Source organism: Cyanobium sp. NIES-981 (assembly GCF_900088535.1).
In the GTDB taxonomy this organism is placed as follows: Bacteria; Cyanobacteriota; Cyanobacteriia; order PCC-6307; family Cyanobiaceae; genus NIES-981.
The window spans coordinates 80,563-104,351 of record NZ_LT578417.1; the positions used below are offsets into that span (position 1 = coordinate 80,563).

A 23,789-nucleotide genomic window follows, 5' to 3' on the forward strand; every position below is an offset into this window, starting at 1 on the left:
GGGCTCCGGTTGTCGCCTCCTCAGGGTGGGGAGGGACCCGGCGCCTGTCAGTGGTTCGCGGTGCGCACCCTGGGGATTTGTGACCCTGCCGCGGTGGGTCTGCAGGGCTGGGTGGAACCCTCAGGCCTGGCGGGAGAGCCGCTGCGGAATGCCGGGTTCGATGCCGGCCTCATCGAAGGCCAGCTTGAGCCGCCGCCGGTATTCGCGGGCCACACCCCACTGCTTGAGGGGCTGGGTCTTGATCCAGAGCTTGAGGCGCACGCCGCTCTGGTCGAGCTGCTCCACCCCCAGCAGCTGGGGCTCCTCCAGGATCAGGGCGCTCCACTCCGGATCGGCGGCCAGCTGCGTGGCCACCGCCTCCAGCAGCGCGCAGGCCCTGGCGAGATCGCTGCGCCAGGCGATGTCCACCTCGAAGTTCACCCGGGCCCAGTCCTTGCTGCGGTTCTCGCACTCCCGGATGGCGCCGTTGGGCAGGCTGATCAGTTCACCGCCGCCCCCACGCAGCTGGGTGTAGAGCAGGTTCATGCCCTCCACCAGGCCGGCATGGCCGTTGGCGGCGATCGAATCGCCGACGGCATAGAGGTCGGCGGTGAGGATCCGCACGCCACCGATCAGATCCTCCACCAGCCCCCGGGCCAGGAAACCCACGGCCACCGCCACGATGCCGGCCCCGGCCAGGATCTCGGGCGTGAGGCCGAACAGCAGCAGGGTGAGATAGAGCCCCAGCAGGGTGGTGCCGACCCCGATCGTGCCCTTGATCACCCCCAGATTGGTGCCGAGGCGCTGCTGGGGCCGCCGGGAGTTGGGCTCCGCCAGCTGCGCCTGCTCGGCCCACTGGTTGAGGCGGCGCACCAGGCTCCAGCTCAGCAGTCCCTCCAGCACGATCATCGCCAGCCAGATCACCGGAATCCAGGCCGACTGGCGCAGCAGGGCCAGGGCGAACAGGCGGGTGCCGGGCAGCACGAACAGCGCCAGGATCACCGCCATCACCAGCACCGCGATCCGCAGCACCCGGATCAGCTTGATGGCCAGAGCGTGGTGCCGCTGGTCGCGCTCTAGCTGCTGCACCTGCCGGAGAGCCTGGACGTCCGCCGCGTCCGCTTTGGACTCCTCGCCGGGCAGGGTGTTGTGCTCCTCGGCGCGCGAGCGGCTCTGCTGGAGTGCGATCAGCTCCCGCCCCAGCGCCAGCACCCGCTGGCGGCGCCGACGCACGGCCCGGCTGCACGCCAGCACACCGGCCGCGCCGAAGGCGGCGGCCAGAGTCACCATGGTGGCGCGGGCCCAGGGGAAGCGCCGATCGAAGCTGGCCCCCCAGAGGGCCTCGCTCAGGGTGCGCTCCAGGATCCCCTTCCAGCGCTGTGCCAGGGCCTTGGTGTCCAGGCCATTGGCGATGCTGTCCGGCTCAGTGAGGGTGATCAGGGTCACCAGGGGGGTGTTGTTGGCCGCATCCGCCGGCAGCACGATCACCGGGCTGTTGTTCTTCGTGGCGATCGCCAGCGATGGCGTCAGCGGGTGACGGGGTTTCTGCTGGCGGTCGAGCCAGAGCCCGGCGCCGAGGCTTGGCGGGGGCGTCGGCGCGCTGCGCACGGAGGCCTCCAGCTGGCTGGCCAGTTCCCGCAGGCTGGTGGCCACCGCCGTGGAGCGGGCTTCCACCCGGGCGGCGCTGTCCTGGACGCTGGCCCCATCCGCGACCGGCACGGCCAGGCGGATGCGGGGCTCTCCCGGCCCGAGCGGGATGTGCGGGCTCACCACCACGCTGCACCAGAAGCGGCCGCAGGGGCGGGCCCTGTCCAGGTCCCACCAGTGTTTGCGGGCCGACAGACCCGCCTCCGCACTGGAGTTCGTGCCGCCGCCGGCAGCCCATACAAAGCCGGACGCCGGGTTGACGAGCACGAGCATCAGGGCCAGCACGGCCACGGCAAGCCTGCGAGGCCATCGACGTAGTCCCATGCCGATCTCCGTTCCTGTCTCTCCTGATCGTGCCGTCTGGCCCGGTCGGCTTCGGCGGGTGACACTGCGCATCGTCGGCGTTGCGGCGCCTGGGTCGCGTCATCACACTGCGGGCAGTCCCCCTGGCGGCATGGCCCTGAGCTCGAATCCCGCCCCCGCCCTCCTCGAGCCGCGAGCAGGCCAGGAGCCTGCGGGTGGGCGTCCCTGCCCGGGACGGCCGCCCGCCCGGGACATGGTGTGGATCCCGGGCGGCAGCTTCACGATGGGCTCGGACCACCACTACCCGGAGGAAGCCCCGGCCCATCGCCGCGAGGTGCAGGGCTTCTGGATCGACCGGGCTCCCGTCACCAATGCCCAGTTCCGCAAGTTCGTGAAGGCCACCGGCCATCTGACGCTGGCGGAGCGGGCCGCGAACCCGGCCGATTACCCCGAGGCGCTGCCTGAGCTGCTGGCACCCGCCTCGATCGTGTTCGTGCCGCCGGCGGGACCGGTGGGGACTGGGGATCCCTACCGCTGGTGGCAGTACATCCTGGGGGCCAACTGGCGGCACCCGGAGGGGCCGGGTTCCTCGATCAAGGGCCGCGACCATCACCCCGTGGTGCATGTGGCCTATGAGGATGCGCAGGCTTACGCCGTCTGGGCGGGCAAGCAGCTGCCCACGGAGGCCGAGTGGGAGTTCGCCGCCTGGGGTGGCCGCGGCGGCACGGAGTTCGTCTGGGGCTCGGAACTCCATCCCGGCGGCCGCGCCCTGGCCAACACCTTCCAGGGCGATTTCCCTCACCACAACAGCCGCCAGGATGGCTACGAGCGCACCTCGCCCGTGGGGGCCTTCCCTGCCAACGGCTACGGCCTGGTCGACATGATCGGCAACGTCTGGGAGTGGACCGACAGCTGGTACCAGGCCCACAGCGCCGCCGGGCAGGATCCCGGCACCGCCCCGGAGGGTGGCTGTTGTGCCAGTGCCGCCCGGGAGGCCAGCATCGATCGCACTTCCCAGCACGGCGCCATGCCCCGCAAGGTGGTGAAGGGAGGGTCGTTCCTCTGCGCTCCCAGCTACTGCCGCCGCTACCGCCCGCCGGCCCGGTTGGCCCAGGGAATTGACACCTCCACCTGCCACATGGGCTTCCGCTGCGTGGTGCGGGTCTGAGCGATGGCGGAACTTCCCCTGGAGACCTGGTTGGAGGTGGGAGCGAACTCCCTGCGCCTGGTGCTGGAGTTCATCTCGGTGGTGTGTGTGGGCATCGGCCTGCTGGTCTCCCTGCGCCAGGCGCTGCGGTTGCGGCTGCGGCGGCGGGTGGGATCGCGGCCCTTCAACAGCATCCGGCTCACCTTCGGCAGCTGGCTCTCGATGGCGCTGGAGTTCCAGCTCGCGGCTGACATCGTGTCGACCACCACGGCCCCCTCCAACGCCAACCTGATCAAACTTGCCGTGGTGGCCGTGATTCGAACCTTCCTCAATGTGTTCCTGGCCAGGGAGGTGGAAGCGGAACAGAAGTTCGAGGACGAGCACAGACAGCCCGGTGAGCGCAGCTCTGCCGGCGGTGACCTTGCCGTGGCCCGATCGTCCGGTGCTTCCCTGCCCTTCGAGGCCCAATGACGAATCTCAACAACGAACTGGCCAAGGAGCGCAATCGGGCCGCCGCCGAGCGCACGATGATGGCCTGGATCCGCACCTGCCTGTCGCTGATCAGTTTCGGCTTCGGCCTCGACAAGATCATCGGTGCCATCAACCGCAGCCGCTTCAATGACAGTTACCACGCCGGTCTGAGCGTGCGGCTGATGGCGATGGGCTTCGTGCTGATCGGCATCCTGGCGATGGCGGCCGCCACCCGGCAGCACATGCGCACCCTCAAGCTGATCCGCCGCGATGACTTTGTGTATGTCGATCAGCGCTCGATCACGGTGTTCACGGCCATTGCCCTCACGATCATCGGTGTCGTGGCCTTTGTGCTGCTGATGACCGGAAACCCTGCGCCCTGATTCTCCATGCCACCCTTCGCTGCGCTGCTGGCCACGGCCACCATCGTCACGTTGATGTTCAGCCTCGGGCTGGGCCTGAAGGATTACCCCTTCGTGCTGCTGCGGGATCGCCCTGCGTTCCTGTGGCGCGTAGTGCTGGCCACCTGTTTCCTCGTGCCCCTGGCGGGTCTGGCGCTGGTGCTTCTGCCCCTGCAGGGCCTGCTCTCCAGGCCCGCCTGGGTCGCCATCGCCCTGATGCTGGCGTGCCCCAGCGCCCCGCTCATTCTGTTCCGGGTGCGCAGCAGTGGCGGCACGGCTGAGCTGGCCGCGCGTCTGCAGATCCCGGCGGCGCTGCTGGCGATCGTGTCCATTCCCCTGCTGGCGATGCTGTTCAAGGCCTGTGCTGGCCTCAATGGCTGGGAGGTGAACGGTTGGGACATCCGGCCCCTCGCCGTGGCCGCCCAGGTGCTGAAGGTGCAGGTGCTGCCGGTGCTGGCCGGGGTGCTGCTGGCCCAGTGGCGTCCGGCGCTCGCTCGCCGCTGCAGTGCCGTGCTCGGCAAGCTGGCCACCCTGATGCTGGCGGCCCTGCTGATGGCCTTGCTGGTGATGAGCGCCGCCAAGCTCTGGCCCTTCCTGCAGCAGAACCTTCTGGGTCTGGCGGCAATGGCCCTGTTGAGCGTGCTCAGCCTGGCGATCGGGTATGCCCTGGCGGGCCGGGATCCCCTGGAGCGCCGCACGGTGGGGCTGGTGACCGGCATGCGGAACACCGGCCTGGCCGCCGACCTGGCCCTGACCCATGCGCCTTCGAACGTGCTGCCGGAGTTGATTCCGGGCATCCTCGGCTATGTGCTGATCACCGTGATCGTGTCCACGATGTTTCTGAGCTGGCAGAAGCGGGAACTCGCCACCTGAGCTGAGTCACACACCCCTGCCGGACGGATCTAGAAGAAGAACTTCACCCCCATCTCGATGCCGTTCTGATAGCTGCGGATGCCACTGGGCCGCTCATCCCCGTTGCTGTAGTTGATGCCCAGATAGCGCCAGGAGAGGGTGAGATCGGTGTTGTTGCCCACGGCATAGCCCAGGCCGAGCTGGGCGTTGCCGGTGTAGTCCTTGGCGCCGGAGAAGTCAAAGCCGCCGATGTCGGCCCGGGCGAAGGCCCTCAGCTTGGGCGAGAGGAAGTAGGTCGCCTGGAAGCCGAGCAGCGGTTGGGCCCACGTGCGGTCGAAGGAGCGCTCGGCCCCAAACCGTCGATCCCCATCGATTTCCCGGATCTCCGCCTTCACATCGAGCCCCATGTCGAGCACGCGCACGCCCGCGTAGGGGATGAAGCTGTAGTGGCCAGGCTCGGCGATCGCCGTCTCGGGTGACCCGAAGCGATAGCGCAGGGCGAAGTCATAGATCCCCTGCGTGGTGGACACCTCGGTATTGCCGGTGAAGAGGCCGCGCCGCCCGGTCCTGCCGTCCTCGCCCGAGAGCTTCACATAGCTCAGATCGGTGAGCAGGCCCCAGCGCCCCTTCTCCACGCTGCCCCGGACGTAGGTGAGCCAGTCGAGGGCGGAGAGGATGTCGCCGAGATCGGCATCCACGTCGCTTTCGAAGCCGCGGATCGTCACGCTGCCGGTGGCGCGCAGCGGCGCAAATCCGTAGATCTCCACCGTTCCGCGCCAGTCCTTGGTCGGATCGGGGCTGGCGGCCTGGGGGTCTTCCGTGGGATCCTCTGCCGGCGCCGGCGCGGCCATCGGGTCCGGGGTGCTGGTCTCCTCGGTCATGGGGATAGCCTCCTCGGCCCTGACCGGACCGGCACCCACGCCGAACCAGGCGATCGGCAGGTTGATCAGGGCCAGGGCGGCCAGGCTGGATGAACGCATGGTGCGGAAGGTCAGCCGCCTGAGGGCGGCATGGCAGCCACCTCTTATAGGAGCAGCCCGCCCCCGTGGCTATCCAGGCCGTGGCGGCCCCGGATCGGCATGCTGCGTTCCCCCATCAAAAAACCTGCCGCCGTGGAGGGCGGCAGGTACAAGGTTCGGCCGTTTCAGGCCGCGACGCTCAGACCGAGCCGTAGGCCACCTGGCAGGCCGCATTCAGCAGCTCCGCCTCCGAAGCGCTGTTGGGCGTGCTGCCGTTGAGCGTGCCCCGGTCGCAGTCGGCCTCCATGGTGATCGAGCTGTCACCCGAGATCGCTTCGAACGACACGGACTGATCACCCACCGGCGCCACCGTTCCATAGAGGAGTTGGTAGTCGCTGTTCGGAACCGCGATGTAGGTGGTGTGGCTGCTCACGGCGTTGTCCACCGCCGAGTTGATGATGGCGGCTGTGGCCAGGGTGCTGACCCCCCAGGCCGCGGCACTCGCACCCCACCAACCCCAGCTGGGGCTCGACCAGCCGCCGTACCAGCCGTAATTCCAGGGCCTTGCATAGCCCCAGCCCGGCCGGGCCCAGCCGGGATAGCGGTCCCAGCGGTCGTTCCAGCGGTCGTTGCGCCGATCCCAGCGGTCATCCCAGCGGTCTGAACGGCGGTCATAGCGCTCATCGCGCCTGTCCTGGTTGCGGCTGACCCTCTCATCACGCCGGTCCTGGCGGTTGTCAAAACGGTCGTCCCGGTTGCGGTCGTCGCGCCGGTTGTCCCGGTTCCCGGCCCGGTCGTCCCGCCGGTTCTTGGCGGTGTCCCGGTTGCGATCCCGGTTGCCGTCGCGCTGGTTCCTGTTCTTGTTGGAGGCGGTGCGGTTGCGGTCACCACTGCCTGCCTTGCGGTTCTTGCTGCCGGATCCGCTGGCCGATTTGCTGTTGAGCGAGGGGTTGCCGCTCGAGCGGGCGTTCTTCTTGTAGCCGCCCGAGGGTTTCTTGGACCCCCGGCTGAGCCCTGAACTGCTGCTCTTGAAGCCAGTGCTGCCTTTGGAGGAACGTTTGGCGGAACTCTTGCGACTGCCGCCGCCGCTGCGTTTGCCGGAGCTCTTGCGGCCCCCACCCTTCTTGCCGCCGCCACCCTTTTTGGCCAGCAGTTCGGTCTGGGTGGTGGCTGAACTGGTGTCCAGGCTTGTGCCGGATTGGAATGCAGCCTCGGCTGGAATACCGGGGAGTGCCAGGGCCCCCGCCAGCAGCAGGCCGAACAGGGAGCGGGTTCGGGATCGGGTTCGGTGCATCACTTCACCCCCTCGCAGCCCTCGTCCCAGCAGGTGATGATCACCCGGCCGTCATCGCCGAACTTCACGCCCACCAGGTCACGACCCGCCGAGGCATCCGGACGGTCTTCCCGCACGCTGTTGAGGTAATTGGGGTTCACCACACAGAGCTCACGGTCGTTGAAGCAGATCGTGTTGGTGGAGAAGCGGGCCCCTGCGGAGCTGAGCCTCACCCAGTCCTTGCTGCCCGGGGCCATCGCGCTCATGGTGAGCGGGGCGTCGGACACGCGGATCGAGAAGACCGACTTGCCCAGGGTGTGGACGTAGGTGGTGACGCCTGCCTCCTCATCGTCCATGGCTTTCACCACGCAGGGCTGGGGCTGGCCGCCCTTGACGCTGCAGGTGGTTTCCAGCGTGTAGAGCTCCGTGGTGGCTGCCCGGACCGGGCTGACTGCCAAGGTGGACGCGAGGGCGGTGACCAGGGCGCAGGCGGCGCTGGCGTACAGCAAGGGTCGGACCAGGCGGTTCTGATCACTGGGAGGACAGCACATGGTGCGGCTCGGCATAACGAGTCAATCCCTAACGGAAGGCGGGACACCTCCTCAGCGTGGACACAGCTCCTGGCGCTGTCAGCAACCTGATGCAGTTCTGCCATGGGGCCCTGGACTGACAAGTCCACGGCCCTGAGGGGAGAGGGCAACTCACACGGAGCCGAACGCCACCTGGCAGGCCGCGTTCAGCAGCTCGGCCTCCGCCGCCGTGTCGGGCCTGCGGCCGTTGAGCGTGCCGCTGTTGCAGTCGGCCTGCATCGTGACCGCCTCGTCGTTGAAGATGGCCTCGAACGACACCGACTGGGTTCCGACGGGCGACACCGTGCCATAGAGCAGGCGGTAGTCGCTGTTCGGCACCACGATGTAGGTGGTGTGGGTGCTCACGGCGCTGTTCACGGCCGCATTGATCACGGCTGCCGTGGCCAGGGTCGTGATTCCCCAGGCGGCCGCGCTTGGCCCCCACCAGCCCCAGCGCGGGGTGGACCAGCCGCCGTACCAGCCGTAGCTCCAGGGTCTGGCGTAGCCCCAGCCCGGACGGGCCCAGCCGGGATAGCGATCCCAGCGGTCATTCCAGCGGTCGTTGCGCCGATCCCAGCGGTCATCCATTCGGTCACCGCGGCGGTCGAAGCGCTCGTCGCGCCGGTCCTGGTTGCGGTCCACGCGCTCGTCGCGCCGGTCCTGGCGGTTCTCGAAGCGGTCGTCGCGGCTGCCGGTGCGGTTGTCCCGCCGCTCGTCGCGGGTGCCTGTGCGGTTGTCACGGCGGTTGCTGGCGGCCTCGCGGTTGCGGTCGCGCTGGCCGCTGCTGAGGCTGGAGCCGCTCCGATTGGAGGTGGTGCGGTTGCGGTCGCCGCTGCCCGCCGCACGGTTCCGGTTGCCGGAGCCGCTGGGCGTCTGCCGGTTCAGCGACGGGCTGCCGCTCGAGCGGGCGTTCGTCTGGAAACCGCCGCTGGGCCGGTTGGAGCCCCGGTTGAGGCCGGAGCCACTGCTCCTGAAGCCGCTGCTGCCACTCGAGGAGCGGCCGCTGCTCTGGCGGCTGCCGCCGCCCCTGCTGCCGGAACTCCTGCCGCCACCGCCTCTGCTGCCCCCGCCGCCGCCGCCTCTGCGGGCCAGCAGTTCGGTGTGGGTGGTGGCTGAAGGGGTTGGTGCATCGGTGGCGGTCTGGAAGGCCGCCTCGGCCGGCACTCCCGGCAGCGCCAGGGCCCCCGCCAGCAGCAGGCCGAACAGGGAGCGGGTTCGGGATGGGGTTCGGTGCATCACTTCACCCCCTCGCAGCCCTCGTCCCAGCAGGTGATGATCACGCGGCCGTCATCGCCGAACTTCACGCCCACCAGGTCGCGACCCGCCGAGGCATCGGGGCGGTCTTCCCGCACGCTGTTGAGGTAGTTGGGGTTCACGACGCAGAGCTCACGGTCGTTGAAGCAGATCGTGTTGGTGGAGAAGCGGGCCCCTGCGGAGCTGAGCCTCACCCAGTCCTTGCTGCCCGGGGCCATCGCGCTCATGGTGAGCGGGGCGTCAGTGACCCGGATCGAGAAGACCGACTTGCCCAGGGTGTGGACGTAGGTCGTGACGCCCGCCTCGGCGTCGTCCATGGCTTTCACCACGCAGGGCTGGGGCTGGCCGCCCTTGACGCTGCAGGTGGTTTCGAGCGTGTACAGCTCGGTGGTGGCGGCCCGGGCGGGGCTGATCAGCAGGGAGGAGGCGAGGGCCGTCGCCAGGGCGCAGGCGGCGGCGAACAGGACCGGACGGCTCGGGTGGTTCTGGTCAGCGGGATGGCAGCGCGTGGTGCGGCTCGGCATGGAGGGTCAATCCCTAACGGAAGGCGGGACACTCGCTCAGCCTGAACGCGGCTGGATGGGCTGTCAGCGGGCTGTCACCGAGTGTGTGCAGGGCGGCGCCCTCGCAGCAGGCACTCGCTATTGAGAATCGCTTGCAAAAGTCAGCGTTGTTGTTTAGGTTGCGAGTCATTCGCAATAGGTCCTGTTCCTGGCCATGACCTTCCGCCTGCTTCCGGATGCCGCCCTCAGCGCTGTTCGCCTTCCAGCCGGCCATTCCGTGTTGCTGGACCCCTCCCGCCGCGGTGACGGCGGCTGCATCGAGGTGCTCGACGGCGTCGCCCGCGTGTACTGCCCCTGCGAGGAAGCCGAGGGGATGACCCTGGCCTTCCTGCAGCCCGGGGATCAGCTGCAGACCAGCCGCCTCTGCAGTGACGGGGTCTGCGTCGAAGCACTCACCCCGCTCTGTTTCAGCACGTCCGCCGAGGTGGAGGCGACGCCCGGCCTCGACCCGGTGAACGAATGGACCCTGCAGCTGCTTCGCATCCGGCACCTCGGCAGCGCCGAGCAGCGGCTGCACGCCCTGCTGGCCCTGCTGGTGCGGCGCCTGGGTCGCCGCTGCGGTGCCTGGTGTGATCTGCCGTTCCGCCTCACCCACGAACGCATCGGCGAACTGATCGGTACCACCCGCGTCACCACCACCCGGCTGATGTCGCGGATCCGCCAGGCCCAGCTGATCGAGGTGCCCGCCGGCGAGCCGGGCCTGCGCCTGGCCCCCGATCTGGTGGAGTCGGCTCCGCTGGCCAGCGCCTGAGCCGGGGGCTGCACCTGCGCCCGCCCCGTGGGCACGCCCCAGCGAACCCCGCGAATTGCCACCCGGTTCTCTCTCCACTCCCTGTCCTTCCTTCTCCCTTCCTCCACGCACCATGGCCCAGCCGATCGGTCCCGCCAACGACCAGCCCGATCCCGCCGCCCGCCGCGGCCCTGCCCAGTCCAAGAAGAAGGGCTGCAAGAAGAACAAGTGCTCCCACTGGAAAGGGGGCAAGTGCCGTTGCGGCAGGGAGTGATCAGCTGTCCTTCTCGTCCAGGCTCGGCACCAGGGCCAGCGAGGCGATCAGCCCCAGGCCGAGGATGAGCAGAGCCGGGATCAGGGCGGCCCCCACCCGTTCGTCACTGGCGTACTGATACACCCGCACCGCCAGGGTGTCGAAATCGAAAGGGCGCAGGGCAAAGGTGAGGGGCAGCTCCTTCACCGTGTCCACGAACACCAGCAGGGCTCCCACCAGCAGGGGGCCCCGCAGCAGCGGCAGGTGCACGCGGCCGAGCACCTGGATCCAGCTGCAGCCCAGGCCGGTGGCGGCCTCATCGACACTGGGGGGAATGCGCTCCAGGCCGGCATCGAGGCCGCCCTTGCCCACGGCCAGAAACCGGTCGCCGTACCCCCAGAGCAGCAGCAGCAGCGGGCTCAGCCCCAGCGGCCCTCCCAGCAGCATCAGGGCGAGGGCCAGCACGGTGCCCGGAATGGCGTAGCCCATCCCCGCCAGGAAGGTGAGCTGCCGGATCAGGACCTGGGGAATCCAGCGCCGGGCGATGGCCAGCACCAGCCCCACGGCCATTGTGAGGGCGGCCGCCACCAGAGCCAGCGCCAGGGTGCGCCCGCCGAGGCCCGCCAGCTCGGCCACCGATTCCCCCTGCAGCTGATCCCAGCTGATGGCGGTCCAGAGCAGGGGCAGCCCGAGGGTGGCCAGGGGGGGCAGCGCCGTGAGCAGCTGGGCCAGCAGAGCCCGCCAGCCCCGCAACGTCCACGGGGTGAGCTGGTCGCCCCGGTTGCCGAGCAGCCAGCGCCGGCTGCGCCGCCGCAGCAGCCGCTCCGCCGCCACCAGCAGGCTCACGATCACCAGGGCCACCAGGGCCAGCCCCACCGCCCCCTGGGGATCCCCCTGGTTCTGCCAGCGCTGCAGGATGCCGCTGGAGAGGGTCGGCACTCCGAGCAGCTCCACCGCCCCCAGCTCGTTCACCACTTCCATGCCGCTCAGAGCGATGCCGGCGCCGATGGCGGGCAGGGCCATCGGCAGGGCCACGCGGCGGAAGCTGCCCCAGGGCCCGATGCCCAGGGAGCGGCAGGCCTCCAGCTGGCGCTTGCCGCTCACCGCGAAGCTCTCGGTGCTCAGCAGGAACACGTAGCTGTAGGTGGCCAGGGTGAGCACGGCCACCGCCCAGCCCACACCATGCACCCGCCAGCTCAGGCGACTGCCCAGATCGATGGCGGTGGCGGCGAGCAGGTAGGTGGGCGTGGCCAGGGGCAGCAGCTGGGCGATGCGCAGCCAGCGGCGTCCCGGGAAGTGGCAGTTGGCCGTGAGCCAGCCGGTGGCGGTGCCGAGCCCAGCGCCCAGCACCCCCACGCTTGCCACCAGCACCAAGGTGTTGCGCACCTGGGTGGCTCCCTCGTGGCCGAGGGCGAGGCGATCCAGACCCCCTTCCAGGGCCGCGAAGCCCACCAGGGCCAGCACCGGCAGCAGCGCCAGGCCGCAGAGCGAAAGCACCCCAACGCTCAGCAGGGAGCGCTGGGGCAGGGTGTGGCCCGAGGGGCCACAGGCGGCAGGCTCGGCGATCACTGCCAGCCGTTGGCTTGCATCAACTCCACCGCCTCCTTGTTTTTGGCTCCCATCTGCTCGGCGGACACGTCATCGGCGCGGAAGGTGCCGAAGCCCTTCAGCAGGGCATTGTCGCCGTAGCCGGTGAGGGGGTACTCGTTGTTGGCCTCGGCGTAGCCCTTGCCCCCGGTGGGCGAGGCGAGGAATTCCAGCAGCCGGCGTGCACCCTCAGGGTTGCTGGCATGGCGGGTCACGCCGGCTCCGCTGATGTTCACGTGGGCGGGGTCCGGGAACACCACCTTGAGCTTGCCGGCCAGGGTCTTGTCCTCGGCGCCGTTGTCTCCGGAGAGCATCCGCGCCACGTAGTAGGTGTTCACCACACCCACGCCGCAGTCTCCCTTGGCCACCGCCCGGGCCAGGGGGGTGTCCGAGGTGAAGAAGGGCTGGCTGGTGTTGGCCACCATGCCCTTCACCCAGGCGCGGGTGGCGTCATTCCCCCTCTGGATCAGCTGGTCGGCCACCAGCGACTGGTTGTAGACGCTCTTGCTGTTGCGCAGGCAGAGCTTGCCCTGGAGCGCGGGGTTGGCCAGATCGGCGTAAGTGCGGATCGTGGCCGGATCCACCTGGGTCGGATTGACGATGGCCGCCCGCACACGCCGGGTGAGGCCGAACCAGCGGCCCTGGGAGTCCCGCAGGTTGGCGGGCACATCCCTGCTGAGCTCGGCGGACCTGGTGGGCTGGAACAGGTCCATGCGGGTGGCCTTGTCCAGCCGGGCCGCATCCACCAGCACGAGGAGATCGGCCGGACTCTTCTCCCCTTCGCTGCGCAGCCGCTCGATCAGGGCATCGTCCTTGGCTTCCAGCAGGTTCACCTTGATGCCGGTGCGGCGGGTGAATTCCCTGTAGAGCTCCTTGTCGGTGTTGTAGTGCCGGCCGGAGTAGACGCCCACTTCGGTGCCCGCCAGGTCCTTGTCAGCGCTGCCGCCGTCGCCGGCGGAGGGCTGCCGGCTGGCACAGCCGATGGCGCCGAGCGCGGTGAGCAGCACCGCCAGGCAGGCGCGGGCCGACAGGCGGGGGCTTGGAAGGCTCTTCATCCAGGACGCGGAACATCTCGATCACGCGTCAGAACCTAGAAATGGGCTCCGGAAGGGCTGCGATCAAAGGAGTCAGAGCCGGGTAACAAATGTCACGGATGTCGGGACCCCGTTGGGTCGCTGAGGGGCAGCCGGAACGCTCAGTCGTAGCGACGTACCCGCACGGGCACGAGCACAGGCTGCATCATGCCGCCGCCGCCGTTGTCGTCATCGGAGTCGGTGGACGTCCAGAGTGCCAAGCCCAGCAGGCCAAGAACCACCAGGCTCAGAACCATTTCCACCACGGCAATTCTCCTGCTTGGCCTGATCGTAGCCATCCCAGCAGGGGCTGCTGTGGTGATCGCCACATCCACGCCCTTCAGGTGTGCCCACGGGTGCCATCGATCACATGGCCCAGTGCCATGACGCCGCTGGGCGTGGCGGGCCCTTGCCCAGCATGGGACACCGTCCCGCGCCGACACCATGGTTGTCCGACCCCGAGGTGCCCTTGGACTGTTCCTCGCCCTCACAGCCACTGCCTCCCTCGCCGTGGGTTGCGGGTCGTCCCAGGGGGATGCCCATTCCGGCGCCGGCCCCGGGGGGCACGCCGCAATGGAGGGCGGCGAGGCCGGGGAAGTGGGGGGGCTCGACATCGCCAGCCCCGAGGGCTACGCCACCACCCTTCAGTTGATGCATGGGCATCTGCTGGCGGGGCGCGAGCTCATCACTAAGGGGATGGCCACCGAGGCCCAGCCGCACATCGCCCATCCCATCGATGAGCTCTACGGGGATCTGGAACCGGAGCTCGAGCGCCGGGGCGCCGCCCCGTTTCTCGATCAGCTCATCGCGCTCAAGACCCGCCTTCGCGCAGCACCCGAGGCTCCCGAAACAGGTGCGGCCCTCGAGGCGGTGGAGACCTCGATCCGCCAGGCGATGGCGGTGCTGCCGGCCCAGCAGCGGCAGGATCCCGCCTTTGTGGTGGGCGTGATCCGGGAGTTGCTCGCCACCGCCGCCGAGGAGTACGACGCGGCCGTGGCGGACGACAGGTTCGTGGAGGTGCTCGAATACCAGGATTCCCGCGGGTTCCTGCAGGCGGCCGAGCAGCTCTTCCAGCCGATCGCCCCTCAGCTGCAACGCAGCAACCCGGAGCAGGCCGCCAGGTTTGAGCGCAACCTGGCGGAGCTCAGGATGGCCTGGCCGTCCATTCTTCCTCCGGCAACACCCGTGCTCACCCCCGACCAGGTCACCGCCCTGGCCCGGGGCGTCTGATCCTCGACCTCCTCCCCGCTGCCACCCACCGCCCCGTGGATGATCACCCCTCCAGGCCCGTGCCGGCCAACCCGCCGCGGCTTTGGCGGCGGCGCGGCGCCATGGCGGCGCTGGCGGCAGCGACGGGCGGGCTGGCCCTGGCGGGGGTCGGGGCGCGGCGCTGGCTGGCGGACGGCCAGGGCCGCTGGAGCTGGGGTCCGTGGGGCGCGCCCCTGGCGCCGCCCCTGCCAGCCGATCCGGTGAGCTTCGGCGCGATGCAGCCCTTGCGCCTGCTGCGGCAGTTCGACTGGGGCCAGGTGGTGGTCGAGGGGGGCCGCCGCGTGCGCGAGTACACCCTCACGGCCGACAGCATCGATCTGCCCCTCAATGAGGTGGTGACCACCACCGCCTGGGCCGTGAATGGGCAGGTGCCCGGGCCCACCCTGCGCTGCCGGGTGGGAGAGCGGCTGCGCGTGCGCTTCCGCAATGCCGATGGCACCTCCCACAGCCTCCACTTCCACGGCCGCCATCCGGCCGCCATGGACGGGGTGCGCCCCGTGCGCCATGGCCGCAGCGTGGTCTACGAATTCGAGGCCGATCCGGTGGGGATCCATCCCTACCACTGCCATGTGGAGCCGGTGACACGCCACGTGAGCAAGGGTCTGTATGGCCTGCTGGTGGTGGATCCGCCCACCCCCAGACCCCCGGCGGATGAACTGGTGCTGGTGATGGGGGGATGGGATCTCCACAACCAGGGCCGCAACGACTACTGCGCTTTCAATGGCATTCCCTTCGTCTACGACCGGCACCCGATCGCCATCTACCAGCACCAGCTGGTGCGCCTTTATCTGCTCAACATGGTGGAGTGGGCGGGTCCGCTCACCTTCCACCTGCACGCCAACAGCTTCCATCTCCAGCCGGTTGGGCTGCCCGCCAATCCGATGCAGATCACGGATGCGGTGACCATGGGGGTGGGGGAGCGCCACATCCTCGAGTTCCGATACCGATGGCCCGGGCGCTACATGTTCCATCCCCACCAGGACGAGGTGGCCTCTCAGGGGTTGATGGGCTTTTTCGATGTGATTCCGAGAGCGTGATGGGATCGGACCCCAATGCGCAGCCAGGCACCTAGAAGGAGAAGGTGGTTTTGAGCATGCCACCAACGGTGTCGTCAGCTCCGGTGTTTTCGATGTAGAAGAATGCGGGAGTCACGGCGATGGTGTCGGTGACCTGCCAGTTGTACCAGAGCTCATAGGCCAGGTTGTCATTGCCGTCGCCGCCATCGATCCAGAGGCTGTTGCTGCAGGCGCCCACAGTGCCGCACTTGCCTCGCTCCTGAACGCCGACACTGCCGAGGGCCATGCCGAGGCTGTTGCCCTTGATGAAGACATCCTCCCAGGTGAGGCCCACCATCCAGCTCCAGGCCTCGTCGATGTTGCGGCGGTCGATGTCCGACCAGCCGAGTCCAGCGCTGATCGACGGTGCCCAGCCCGCCTGAAGCGGCTGCCAGTAACCGCTCACCGCCACGTTGTTGCTGGCCGCTGTGGGGAAGAGTTCGAAGGGATCCCAGTCGGCGTAGGTGTAGGCGATGGCGCCACCCCAGTTCTCACCGCTGTAGGTTCCCTGCGCCGTCAGGATGAAGTCGTCACCTGCGCCCAGCGTGGAGTCGGAGGCGGCACCAAGGTCGGACACGTAGGCGAGGCTGAAGGCCCATCCTTGTTTCTGCCATTGGAGCCCCACGCCGGCCCCCTGGTTCTTGTTGTACGTGGCCTGGGCGCCCGCGTAGTTGAAGATGTCCAGACCCATGTCCACTGGATAGGCTGTCGGCCAGAGCACGATGTCGTCCTGAGCCACGTTGGCCCCCACGGTGGCGGTGAGGTTCTCACCGATGGGGAACTGGTAGAAGAGGCGGTCGATGAAGACCGAGTTGGCGGAATCCTCTTCCCCGTAGCTGATCCCCAGGGCGGTGTTGCCGTTGCCGAACACCGCGTTGCCGAAGTTGCCGGCCCGCAGGGTGGTGCGCAGCAGGTCTTTCCTGGTGAAGCTGGTATCGACACTCAGCTGCAGGTCGTAGTTGGCGGTGAGGTTGTCGCCGAAGCCGGTGTTGCCGGCGCCGCCCAGCACCAGCGTGGCCTGGCCGCTGAGCTTGGTGGTGGTGGAGAACTCGCTGGCCTCCAGTTCCCCCACCTTGGCCTGGAGGCCGTCCACGCGGCCCTTGAGCACGGCGAGCTCCTTCTCGAACTCGGCCATCAGGCGCTTGAGCTCGTCGGTCACCTCGGTGACGCGGTCGAGGCAGGCGTTCAGAAGCGCAGCGGCTTCAAAACGGGTCATGGCCCGCTGGCCCTTGTAGGTGCCGTCGGGGTAGCCCGCCACGCAGCCGTAGCGCTCGATCAGGTTGGACAGTGCCTGGTAGGCCCAGCTGGTGGGCTGCACGTCCGAGAACTGGGAGATGCCGGTGACCTGCTCCTGGGAGGCGTAGTGGTTCACGCCCTCCAGGTTGGGTTCGGCAGCGTGGGCTGGTGCTGTGGCGGCCAAGGGCGCCAGCAGGCCGAGAGCTGCTGGCGTCACCAGCAGGCGAGGGAGGAAAGGCATGGGTGCGGGGAGCGCCTCAGGGGCGGCAGACAGAGGTTGGCGATTTCTGGAATGACAACGGTTCTCGCTATGGGCGTTGATCGGGTTTGCGTCCCGGTGGCGCCGGATTGGGGGCAGACCGGATGGAGTCGGACGCGCTCTCAGAGCTGGGCCCACTCCCGCGGCAGCGCATTGGCCACCTGAGCGAAGCCGTCACGGCCGCCGGGCTTGACCACGTAGGCGATGCCCTGGGGGGGGAGGGGTCGTCACCAGCGGGGTCACCTGCCTTGTTGTCAGGGCGACCAGATCATCGGTGTAGTCCTCATAGGGCAGAAAGTTCAGCCGGGAGTGTTTGTCGTCCACACGGCCGAAGGCGAGATTGGCCGTCTGCCAGGCCCGGCAGTACTCGCTGGTGATCACTGTGCTGTCGGTGATCCCCTTGTTCGTGAAGGCCGCTCCAATGTCTCGGGGTTCCTGGATGCTTTCCTTGCTCAGCTTTCGCTGGGTGGCGCAATCGCCGAGGCTCAGGTTCGGATCCACCTGGTCGGCATAGTCCCGCACTGTCATGGCGTGCCTGAAACAGATCACGTAACGACCAGAAAGCAGGGCGTTCAGCAGGGCTTTGGCGCCGAGCTTGTTCTGAAACTCACCATTGGCGTTCTCTCCGGGGGAGGGGGCTTCATCGGGGAGATTTGCAGGGATCGCAGCGCCGAAGCTGTGGGATGGGGCGAAGACGGGGGAAGCCAGCGAGGAAGGGGTCATGGCACAGACGCCGAGCCCGACCATGGCCGGAAGGCCTCGGGAGCGCAGCGCTCGAAACGTCGCGCGGCCGGGAAGCGGGAATCGCGGGGGATTGAGCACAGAGTTGCCACAACCTTCACAGCAGAAGCTACGGCTGCCATAGGGAGTCACTGTGCATTTTCGGCCATCCTGCGGTGCCTTTTGCTACGAAGGACTGTCTTTCGATTGGCTGCTTACTTTTCCTATCCTAATCCTGTCATCACTTTTCTTTTGTCCAGGCTCCACCAGGGCTCCACGGGTTCCGCCAAGACATAGCTTTGGCCGAGCAGGTCTCTCCGTCAGGAGATGGTTCCTGTTGCGAACACTCCCGGAATCGCTTCCGCCTGAGCAGAGGCATGATCTGGCCGGTGTCTCGCCTTGGCGCCCCGCAGACCCCGGGCATCAGGCGGGGGAGGATGGGCGGCAGGGCGCTTCAGCCGAAGCCCTTGCCGGCGTCCTTGGCCACGCAGGCCTGGAGCTGGCGGCGCAGCTGGGCGTGGTCGAGATCCTTGCCGATCAGCACGATCTGGTTCTTGCGGGCTTCACTGGGCCAGTCGGAATCGTCGATCGAGAAGCGCTTGCCGGCCAGATGGAACACATGCCGTCGTTCGCTCTCGTTGAACCAGAGGATGCCCTTGGCGCGAAACACCCCGGCCGGCAGCTGGTTGTCGAGAAAGTTCTGGAACTTGCGCAGCGCGAAGGGACCCTCGCTCTCGAACGACAGGGACGTGAAACCCTCAATCGCGGCATGGTCGGCAGCAGCGCCGTCGTGATGATGGTGACCGGCCTGATCGTGATGCCCATGCCCATGCCCATGCCCATGGTCATGGGCGCAGTGGCCGTGGTCGTGATCGCAGGCGCTGTGGTCTGCAGTGTCATGCTCATGGTCATGGGCCGGAACTGACGACTGCTCGGCCACCACCCGGTCGCTTTCGAACAGGCCCACGCTCAGCAGCAGCGGCAGGGGCACCTCGCCCTTGACGGAGCGCAGGATGCGGGCGTCGGTCTTGATCTGGCGCAGTTCGTGTTCCAGATCGGCCAGGCGCTGGTCATCGACCAGATCGCACTTGTTCAGCAGGATCATGTCGCTGTACACCACCTGGGCCCGGGCCACCTCCCCTTCCAGGATCTCGGGGCCGAAGTTCTCGGCATCCACCAGGGTGATGATCGAATCGAGCCGGGTGGTCTCGCGCAGGTCGCTGCCCAGGAAGGTCATCGCCACCGGCAGCGGGTCGGCCAGCCCGGTGGTTTCCACCACCAGATAGTCCACCGGATCCGGCCGCTCCAGGATGCGGTACACCGCATCCAGCAGCTCGCCGTTGATCGAGCAGCAGATGCAGCCGTTGCTCAGTTCCACCATGTCGTCGCCGGTGGCCACGACCAGGTCGTTGTCGATGCCGATCTCGCCGAACTCATTGACCAGCACGGCGGTCTTGAGGCCCTGCTGATTGCTGAGGATGTGGTTGAGCAGCGTGGTCTTGCCGGCTCCCAGGAAGCCGGTGAGGATGGTCACCGGCAGTCCGGCGGGAGCCGTGCCCGGACTCGTGGCAGTGGCGCTCCCGGTGGTGCTGCCAGCGGCGCTGCCAGTGGTGCTGCTGGGCTTGGCGTTGGTGGTGGGGGTCGGCATGGATCAGGGGAAGGGCGGGGGCGCTCAGAGGCTGAATTCAGCGATGCCGCCACCGATCAGCACATCGCGGTAGGTGTTGTCGGAATTCTTCCAGCGCCCGAAGGCATTGGGATTGAAGTACAGGTGCACGAACCGCTGGCCAGGCTCGGGGCTCGGCTCAGCGTTGCGGTAGCCCGGTGTGCCGGCGGGCAGCCAGTTGCGGTAGCGGGCGCGTTCCCCGGACGACCAGCTGAAGCGGCCGGTGCGGTTGTTGCGCTGGAGGCCGATCCACAGCCCGCATTCATCGGCGGCGATGGGCGAGAAGCGCCTCGTGAGGAAGCGGTTCTCCTTGCGGTTGTTCACCGTGGCGAGATCGCCACCGAGCTGGCGGGCTCTCTGGCGCGCTTTCTTCCAGCTGAGAGGACCCTCCAGCAGCACATAGGCGCTGCTCTTGCGGGTGAACACCTGGTAGCCGAGACCGGTGAGCCGGTCGACAACCTCGCTCATGCGGCGACGCTCATGCTGCTGGGCCTGAAACCTACGACGACCTGCCCCTCACGTCAGGAGGGGAGGGGTAGCCCTGCCGCTGCTGACAGGCCTGGCACAGGCCGAAGAACTCCAGCGTATGGAACAGGGGCAGGAACCCCCCCATGTCGCCCCGGGGCAGCTCCAGGCCATGCACCGGGCAGTGGGCCAGCCGCTGGGTCTGGCCGCAGTCCACGCAGGTGAGGTGGTGGTCGTCGCGTTCGGTGGGGGCGAACAGGGCTTCGCCGCTGGGCAGGTGGCGGCAGCGCACCAGGCCCCACTGCTGCAGCTGCCGCAGGTGGCGGTAGACCGTGGCCAGCCCCATCGGTGCGTCGCCCGCCCGCAGCAGGGCGTGCAGATCCTGGCCGGACAGCTCCTCGCTGGCCTGGCGCAACGTGTCCAGCAACCGGGTCTGCCTGGCGTTGAGCTTGGGCCCCACAGCTCTGTGATCAGTGGGGCCGTTCTAGCCCGCAGGCAGCCAGTGCACCTGGCTCACCGCCCGGGCCAGGGATCGCAGCTCGAGGCTGACCGCATCGATCAGTACGGGCTGGGCCGGGGCAGGTCGTGCGTCGATCGCCCCCAGCGGGCGCAGGGCCACCAGCAGCTGCTCGCTGCTCGGGTCGTAGTGCAGGCCGGTGCCGGGTTCCAGTTCCCAGCCGTCCAGCCGGCGGCGAGCCAGCGTCCTGCCGCGGCGGTCGAGCACCAGCATCGAGAGCTCGGGGGCGCCCCGGCCCTCCACCAGCAGGGCCCAGACCCGTTCGCCGCCACGGCTGCAGGCGCTGGCCACCACCGCCTGGGTGCCGAGCCACAGCTGCTGCGGGGCCCGGCCCGGCTCCACCAGCTCGAGGGAGCGGCGGAAATCCGGCCAGTGCCGCAGCAGCACCGCCCGGCCCGCCTGGGGGCAGAAGCTGCTCAGATCGCGGCTGCCGGGCAGGGTCTGGCGGCGGGGCTGGCGCGGCGGCAGGGTCTCGAGGTGGAGGCCGTCGGGATCCGGCACCACCACCGAGCCGCCCCCGGGCAGCAGCAGCATCGGGCCGCTGGCCTGCCACGGCAGCCGGCTGCCCTGCCCCTGGGGCCGGCCGTCGCTGCGGGGGCGTACCAGCATGGCGGTGCTGCCGGCTTCCTCCAGGCTGCCGCTCTGCACCAGCAGCTCACCGCGGCGGTTGCTGCTCAGGTGGGCGAAGGTCACGGCCGCGGGGCCGAGCGGTTGGGGGGGGGCGATCTGGATCGCCCCCAGACCCCGCGCCAGCGGGGCCAGATTGCGCTGGCGCAGGCCGATGGTCCACAGCCGCAGCTGCCCCGAGGGGTCGCGGCTGGCGGCGGCCACCCCGGATCCATCGCCCAGGGGCACGGCCACGGGGATGGCGGGCCACACCGGGCTGATCGGCCTCCAGCGGCCATCGTGATCCCGGATCTGCAGCTGCTCTCCGCCGGTTTGGCTCACCACCGCCAGCAGCCGCGGCCGCGGATCCCAGAGCCAGCGGCTGGCTGCCAGCGCCAGGCCGCGGCGATCCTTCCCCGCCAGGTCGAGCTGCAGCGGCTGCCGCAGGGTCTGGCCTTCGGCGAGGCTGAGCAGCAGGCTGTCGCCGCTGCCCAGCCAGCGGTGCGCCAGCGGCGGATCGAGGCGGCTGCCGCTCTGGAGGCTGGCCGGATCCATCGGCCGGCTGAAGCGCGCCTGCAGGGCGGCGGGCCCCGAACTGGCCGGCGCGTTGCCGAGCCCCTCCAGCCGCGGCGGCAGCCGCAGCAGCAGCTGCTGCTGGATCACCGCCAGCACGGCCGGTACGGCCAGCACCGCCAGCAGCGGCCGGTGGAGGGGGGCACCCGGCATTAGGGCTCCAGCGGCCGGGCCGGCCGGGGAATCGGGCGGATCCGCTGCGGCACCACCACGAGCCGGCCTGAGTCCGCCGCCATCGTGCCCTCGATCGCCAGCCACTGGTCAGCTTCGGGCAGGGGCTGGTCCGCCGGCCAGCGCACCGGCAGGCCCACCGGGGTGGCATCCGCGAGGCAGCAGCGCACCAGCAGGCGGGCGAGCTGGGGCGCCTCGCCGGGCACCGGCAGCACGAAGCCGCTGATCCGGGCGGGATCACCGGCGAACAGGGCCGGATCGGGCTGGCTGCGCAGCAGGCGCACCCAGTCGGTGAGGCTGCGCTGGGCCGGCGGCAGCACGAAGCTCAGCTCCGCCTCGGCCGTTTCATCGCTCGGCCGCTGGCTGGCCAGATCGGCGAAGGAGGGGTTGGGGGGCAGCAGCAGCAGCAGGGCGGCCATGGCGGCGGTGAGCAGGTCGCGCCAGGCCGTGCCGCGCTCGGGCCGCTCCGGGCCTCCGACCAGCCGCAGCAGGGCCAGGGCCAGCAGCAGCAGCCCGGCGCCCCACACCAGCGGATGGAAGGCTTCGCGCAGCAGCAGATCCAGCCGCCCATCGGCAGCGCTGCGCAGCATCACCGCGGCCCAGAGGGCGAGGGGCAGCGATGGCAGCAGGCGGCCGGTGAACCTCCCCATCACAGCCTCCAGAGGTTGATCCACTGGCCGATCAGCAGCACCAGCAGGCTGGCTCCCGCCGCCGTGAGCATCAGGCCCCGGGGCCGGAACAGCAGCCCCAGCAGGCCGATCAGCTTGAGGTCGATCACCGGGCCCAGCAGCAGGAAAGCCAGCAGCGCGCCTGGGGTCACCTGCGCCGCGAAACCGAGGGCGAGGAAGGCATCCACGCTGGAGCACACCGACACCACCAGGCTGAGCACCATCAGCGCCAGGATCGACAGGGTGGGCGCCCCCCCCACCGCCAGCAGCCACTGCAGCGGCAGCAGGCTCTGCACCAGGGCGGCGATGGCGCAGCCCATCACCAGCAGCAGGGCCAGGTCGGTGAACTCCCTGCTGCCGTGCCGCAGCACCGTGGCCCAGCTAGGGCGCTGCACGGGATCCGGCGGTGCCATCGGCGCCGTGAGGCCCACCAGGCCGGTGCGCCGCTCCAGCAGGCTCACCTGGCTCAGGGGCTGGTTGAGGCGCCGTTCCTCCAGCAGGTCGGCGCGGAAGAGCTCCGCCTCCGGCAGCTGGCGCAGCAGCAGGGCCAGCCCCAGGGCCAGCACCACCGCCCCGAGGGGCCGGGCCAGCAGCATCCAGGGCTGGTCGGGAAAGGCCGCCCAGGTGCTGGCCAGCACGATCGGATTCAGCACCGGCGCGGCGAACAGGAATCCCAGGCCCGTGCCCACCGGCGCACCGCCCACCAGCAACCGCCGCGCCACCGGCACGTTGCCGCACTCACAGGCCGGCAGCGCAAAGCCCAGGGCCGCTCCGGCGAGCGGCCCCCAGAGCGGGTGGGAGGGCAGCTTCCGCAGCCAGCGCCCTCCGGGCGCGAAGCGCCGCGCCAGCGAAGCGATCGCCACGCCGATCAGCAGGAAGGGCAGGGCCTCCAGCAGCAGCCCCTGGAACAGGGCCCAGGCGGTGGCCAGGCGGGTGAGGCTCAAGGCTGGAACCACGGGGGCACGGCCTCATAGCAGGCGGCATTGCGGCTGTTCTCCCGCGCTTCGGTCTTCCAGCAGCAGGTTCGGCCGCCGTCGCGCTCCAGCAGCAGCGCATTGGCCCACTCCCACACCAGGGCGGCACTGGCCTCCATGCCCACGTTCTCCATCACGCGCAGATCGAGGGCCCCGGCCTCGTGGAGGGCCCGCCAGTGCTCCAGCAGGGGATCGTCGGCGTTGGCCAGGAAGGTGTGGTCGAACTGGGCGGCCAGCTGGGCCTCCAGGGGCCTGAGGCTGGAGAAGTCCACCACGAAGCCGCAGGCATCCAGCTGATTCGCGGCGAACCAGAAGGTGAAACCGCGGCTGTAGCCGTGCACGAAGCGGCAGTGGCCCGGATGGCGCCACTGCCGGTGGCAGCAGGGATAGCCCCGGAAGGTCTTGCTGCAGGTGTAGGCCGCGGGAGACGGCATGGGGGAGGATCGCCTCAGCGGCAGAGCGGTGGCCTTGGAAGCACCATTTCAGCGTGATCCTCAGGCGGCTGAGGGGCAGCCGGGGCCATGGCCCCCGGCGGACTCCCTGGCGGAG

Annotated in this window: 26 protein-coding genes; 8 read left to right on the forward strand and 18 right to left on the reverse strand. The window is 69.2% G+C overall.

Features of this window, described 5'->3' with window-relative positions; all coding sequences use genetic code 11:
* Positions 1-120: 120 nt before the first annotated feature.
* Positions 121-1,917 (reverse strand): mechanosensitive ion channel family protein, encoded by a 1,797-nt coding sequence (locus CBM981_RS00375; protein WP_157665274.1) that lies wholly within the window; start codon positions 1,915-1,917, stop codon positions 121-123.
* A gap of 265 nt (positions 1,918-2,182) precedes the next feature.
* Here CBM981_RS00375 and CBM981_RS00380 point away from each other — a divergent pair, with 265 nt between their 5' ends.
* Genes CBM981_RS00380 through CBM981_RS00395 form a run of 4 tightly spaced genes read left to right on the forward strand, consistent with a single transcriptional unit; the run spans position 2,183 to position 4,821 of the window.
* Positions 2,183-3,097, forward strand: a complete 915-nt coding sequence (locus CBM981_RS00380) for a formylglycine-generating enzyme family protein (RefSeq protein ID WP_087069067.1) — start codon at positions 2,183-2,185, stop codon at positions 3,095-3,097.
* A 3-nt stretch (positions 3,098-3,100) separates the two neighbouring features.
* Positions 3,101-3,547, forward strand: a complete 447-nt coding sequence (locus CBM981_RS00385; protein WP_087066731.1) for a DUF1622 domain-containing protein — start codon at positions 3,101-3,103, stop codon at positions 3,545-3,547.
* Complete coding sequence (locus CBM981_RS00390) at positions 3,544-3,930, forward strand: YidH family protein (RefSeq protein WP_087066733.1); 387 nt, start codon at positions 3,544-3,546, stop codon at positions 3,928-3,930. The genes CBM981_RS00385 and CBM981_RS00390 overlap by 4 nt, the downstream gene beginning before the upstream one ends.
* A gap of 6 nt (positions 3,931-3,936) precedes the next feature.
* On the forward strand, positions 3,937-4,821 hold the full coding sequence (locus tag CBM981_RS00395) for a bile acid:sodium symporter family protein (RefSeq protein ID WP_087066735.1): 885 nt from the start codon (positions 3,937-3,939) through the stop codon (positions 4,819-4,821).
* Positions 4,822-4,850: 29 nt separating this feature from the next.
* Here CBM981_RS00395 and CBM981_RS00400 read toward each other — a convergent pair whose 3' ends face one another.
* The 5 genes from CBM981_RS00400 to CBM981_RS00425 form a co-directional block, all read right to left on the reverse strand.
* The gene (locus tag CBM981_RS00400) at positions 4,851-5,780 is read right to left on the reverse strand and encodes a hypothetical protein (protein ID WP_087066737.1); all 930 of its coding nucleotides are present in this window, start codon (positions 5,778-5,780) and stop codon (positions 4,851-4,853) included.
* Positions 5,781-5,958: 178 nt separating this feature from the next.
* A complete protein-coding gene (locus CBM981_RS15080; protein WP_157665275.1) occupies positions 5,959-7,053 on the reverse strand; it encodes a hypothetical protein in 1,095 nt (364 codons plus the stop codon).
* A complete protein-coding gene (locus CBM981_RS00415) occupies positions 7,053-7,583 on the reverse strand; it encodes a hypothetical protein (protein ID WP_172820776.1) in 531 nt (176 codons plus the stop codon). Before CBM981_RS00415 ends, CBM981_RS15080 begins: the two co-directional genes overlap by 1 nt.
* A gap of 150 nt (positions 7,584-7,733) precedes the next feature.
* A complete protein-coding gene (locus CBM981_RS00420; protein WP_225867443.1) occupies positions 7,734-8,837 on the reverse strand; it encodes a hypothetical protein in 1,104 nt (367 codons plus the stop codon).
* Entirely contained in the window at positions 8,837-9,379 is a 543-nt protein-coding gene (locus CBM981_RS00425; RefSeq protein WP_087066745.1) for a hypothetical protein, read from the reverse strand. Before CBM981_RS00425 ends, CBM981_RS00420 begins: the two co-directional genes overlap by 1 nt.
* Before the next feature lie 193 nt (positions 9,380-9,572).
* Between CBM981_RS00425 and CBM981_RS00430 the strand changes: the two genes are divergently transcribed.
* The gene (locus tag CBM981_RS00430) at positions 9,573-10,169 is read left to right on the forward strand and encodes a Crp/Fnr family transcriptional regulator (RefSeq protein ID WP_087066747.1); all 597 of its coding nucleotides are present in this window, start codon (positions 9,573-9,575) and stop codon (positions 10,167-10,169) included.
* Between the two features lie 112 nt (positions 10,170-10,281).
* Positions 10,282-10,422 (forward strand): hypothetical protein, encoded by a 141-nt coding sequence (locus tag CBM981_RS15540; protein WP_172820777.1) that lies wholly within the window; start codon positions 10,282-10,284, stop codon positions 10,420-10,422.
* Here CBM981_RS15540 and CBM981_RS00435 read toward each other — a convergent pair whose 3' ends face one another.
* The 3 genes from CBM981_RS00435 to CBM981_RS15545 form a co-directional block, all read right to left on the reverse strand.
* A complete protein-coding gene (locus CBM981_RS00435) occupies positions 10,423-11,970 on the reverse strand; it encodes an iron ABC transporter permease (protein ID WP_087066749.1) in 1,548 nt (515 codons plus the stop codon). It lies immediately after the preceding gene.
* Positions 11,967-13,043, reverse strand: a complete 1,077-nt coding sequence (locus tag CBM981_RS00440) for an extracellular solute-binding protein (protein ID WP_087066751.1) — start codon at positions 13,041-13,043, stop codon at positions 11,967-11,969. Before CBM981_RS00440 ends, CBM981_RS00435 begins: the two co-directional genes overlap by 4 nt.
* A 140-nt stretch (positions 13,044-13,183) precedes the next feature.
* Positions 13,184-13,327, reverse strand: coding sequence for a hypothetical protein (locus tag CBM981_RS15545; RefSeq protein WP_172820778.1), 144 nt, complete (start codon positions 13,325-13,327; stop codon positions 13,184-13,186).
* 178 nt (positions 13,328-13,505) lie between these two features.
* On the opposite strand from CBM981_RS15545, the gene CBM981_RS00445 reads away from it, so the two are divergent.
* Both CBM981_RS00445 and CBM981_RS00450 read left to right on the forward strand, forming a co-directional pair.
* Complete coding sequence (locus CBM981_RS00445) at positions 13,506-14,291, forward strand: hypothetical protein (RefSeq protein WP_157665276.1); 786 nt, start codon at positions 13,506-13,508, stop codon at positions 14,289-14,291.
* Between the two features lie 35 nt (positions 14,292-14,326).
* Positions 14,327-15,367, forward strand: coding sequence for a multicopper oxidase domain-containing protein (locus CBM981_RS00450; RefSeq protein ID WP_304441607.1), 1,041 nt, complete (start codon positions 14,327-14,329; stop codon positions 15,365-15,367).
* Positions 15,368-15,398: 31 nt separating this feature from the next.
* On the opposite strand, the gene CBM981_RS00455 is transcribed toward CBM981_RS00450, so the two are convergent.
* The 9 genes from CBM981_RS00455 to CBM981_RS00495 all read right to left on the reverse strand — a co-directional run bounded on the left by CBM981_RS00455 (position 15,399) and on the right by CBM981_RS00495 (position 23,674).
* Positions 15,399-16,862: an iron uptake porin gene (locus CBM981_RS00455; protein ID WP_087066757.1), complete on the reverse strand. Its 1,464-nt coding sequence runs from the start codon at positions 16,860-16,862 to the stop codon at positions 15,399-15,401.
* A 192-nt stretch (positions 16,863-17,054) separates the two neighbouring features.
* Positions 17,055-17,627, reverse strand: coding sequence for a histidine phosphatase family protein (locus tag CBM981_RS00460; protein ID WP_225867444.1), 573 nt, complete (start codon positions 17,625-17,627; stop codon positions 17,055-17,057).
* A 427-nt stretch (positions 17,628-18,054) separates the two neighbouring features.
* Entirely contained in the window at positions 18,055-19,248 is a 1,194-nt protein-coding gene (locus CBM981_RS00465; protein WP_087066759.1) for a GTP-binding protein, read from the reverse strand.
* Between the two features lie 24 nt (positions 19,249-19,272).
* The gene (locus CBM981_RS00470; protein ID WP_087066760.1) at positions 19,273-19,734 is read right to left on the reverse strand and encodes a C-type lectin domain-containing protein; all 462 of its coding nucleotides are present in this window, start codon (positions 19,732-19,734) and stop codon (positions 19,273-19,275) included.
* 31 nt (positions 19,735-19,765) lie between these two features.
* Positions 19,766-20,191: a transcriptional repressor gene (locus CBM981_RS00475; RefSeq protein ID WP_087066762.1), complete on the reverse strand. Its 426-nt coding sequence runs from the start codon at positions 20,189-20,191 to the stop codon at positions 19,766-19,768.
* A gap of 24 nt (positions 20,192-20,215) precedes the next feature.
* Positions 20,216-21,580 carry a hypothetical protein gene (locus CBM981_RS00480; protein ID WP_087066764.1) on the reverse strand — a complete coding sequence of 455 codons (1,365 nt, stop codon included), beginning with the start codon at positions 21,578-21,580 and terminating at the stop codon, positions 20,216-20,218.
* Entirely contained in the window at positions 21,580-22,248 is a 669-nt protein-coding gene (locus CBM981_RS00485; RefSeq protein WP_087066766.1) for a TIGR03943 family protein, read from the reverse strand. Before CBM981_RS00485 ends, CBM981_RS00480 begins: the two co-directional genes overlap by 1 nt.
* Positions 22,248-23,210, reverse strand: a complete 963-nt coding sequence (locus CBM981_RS00490) for a permease (protein WP_087066768.1) — start codon at positions 23,208-23,210, stop codon at positions 22,248-22,250. The genes CBM981_RS00485 and CBM981_RS00490 overlap by 1 nt, the downstream gene beginning before the upstream one ends.
* Entirely contained in the window at positions 23,207-23,674 is a 468-nt protein-coding gene (locus CBM981_RS00495) for a 6-carboxytetrahydropterin synthase (protein WP_087066770.1), read from the reverse strand. Before CBM981_RS00495 ends, CBM981_RS00490 begins: the two co-directional genes overlap by 4 nt.
* Positions 23,675-23,789: the final 115 nt, after the last annotated feature.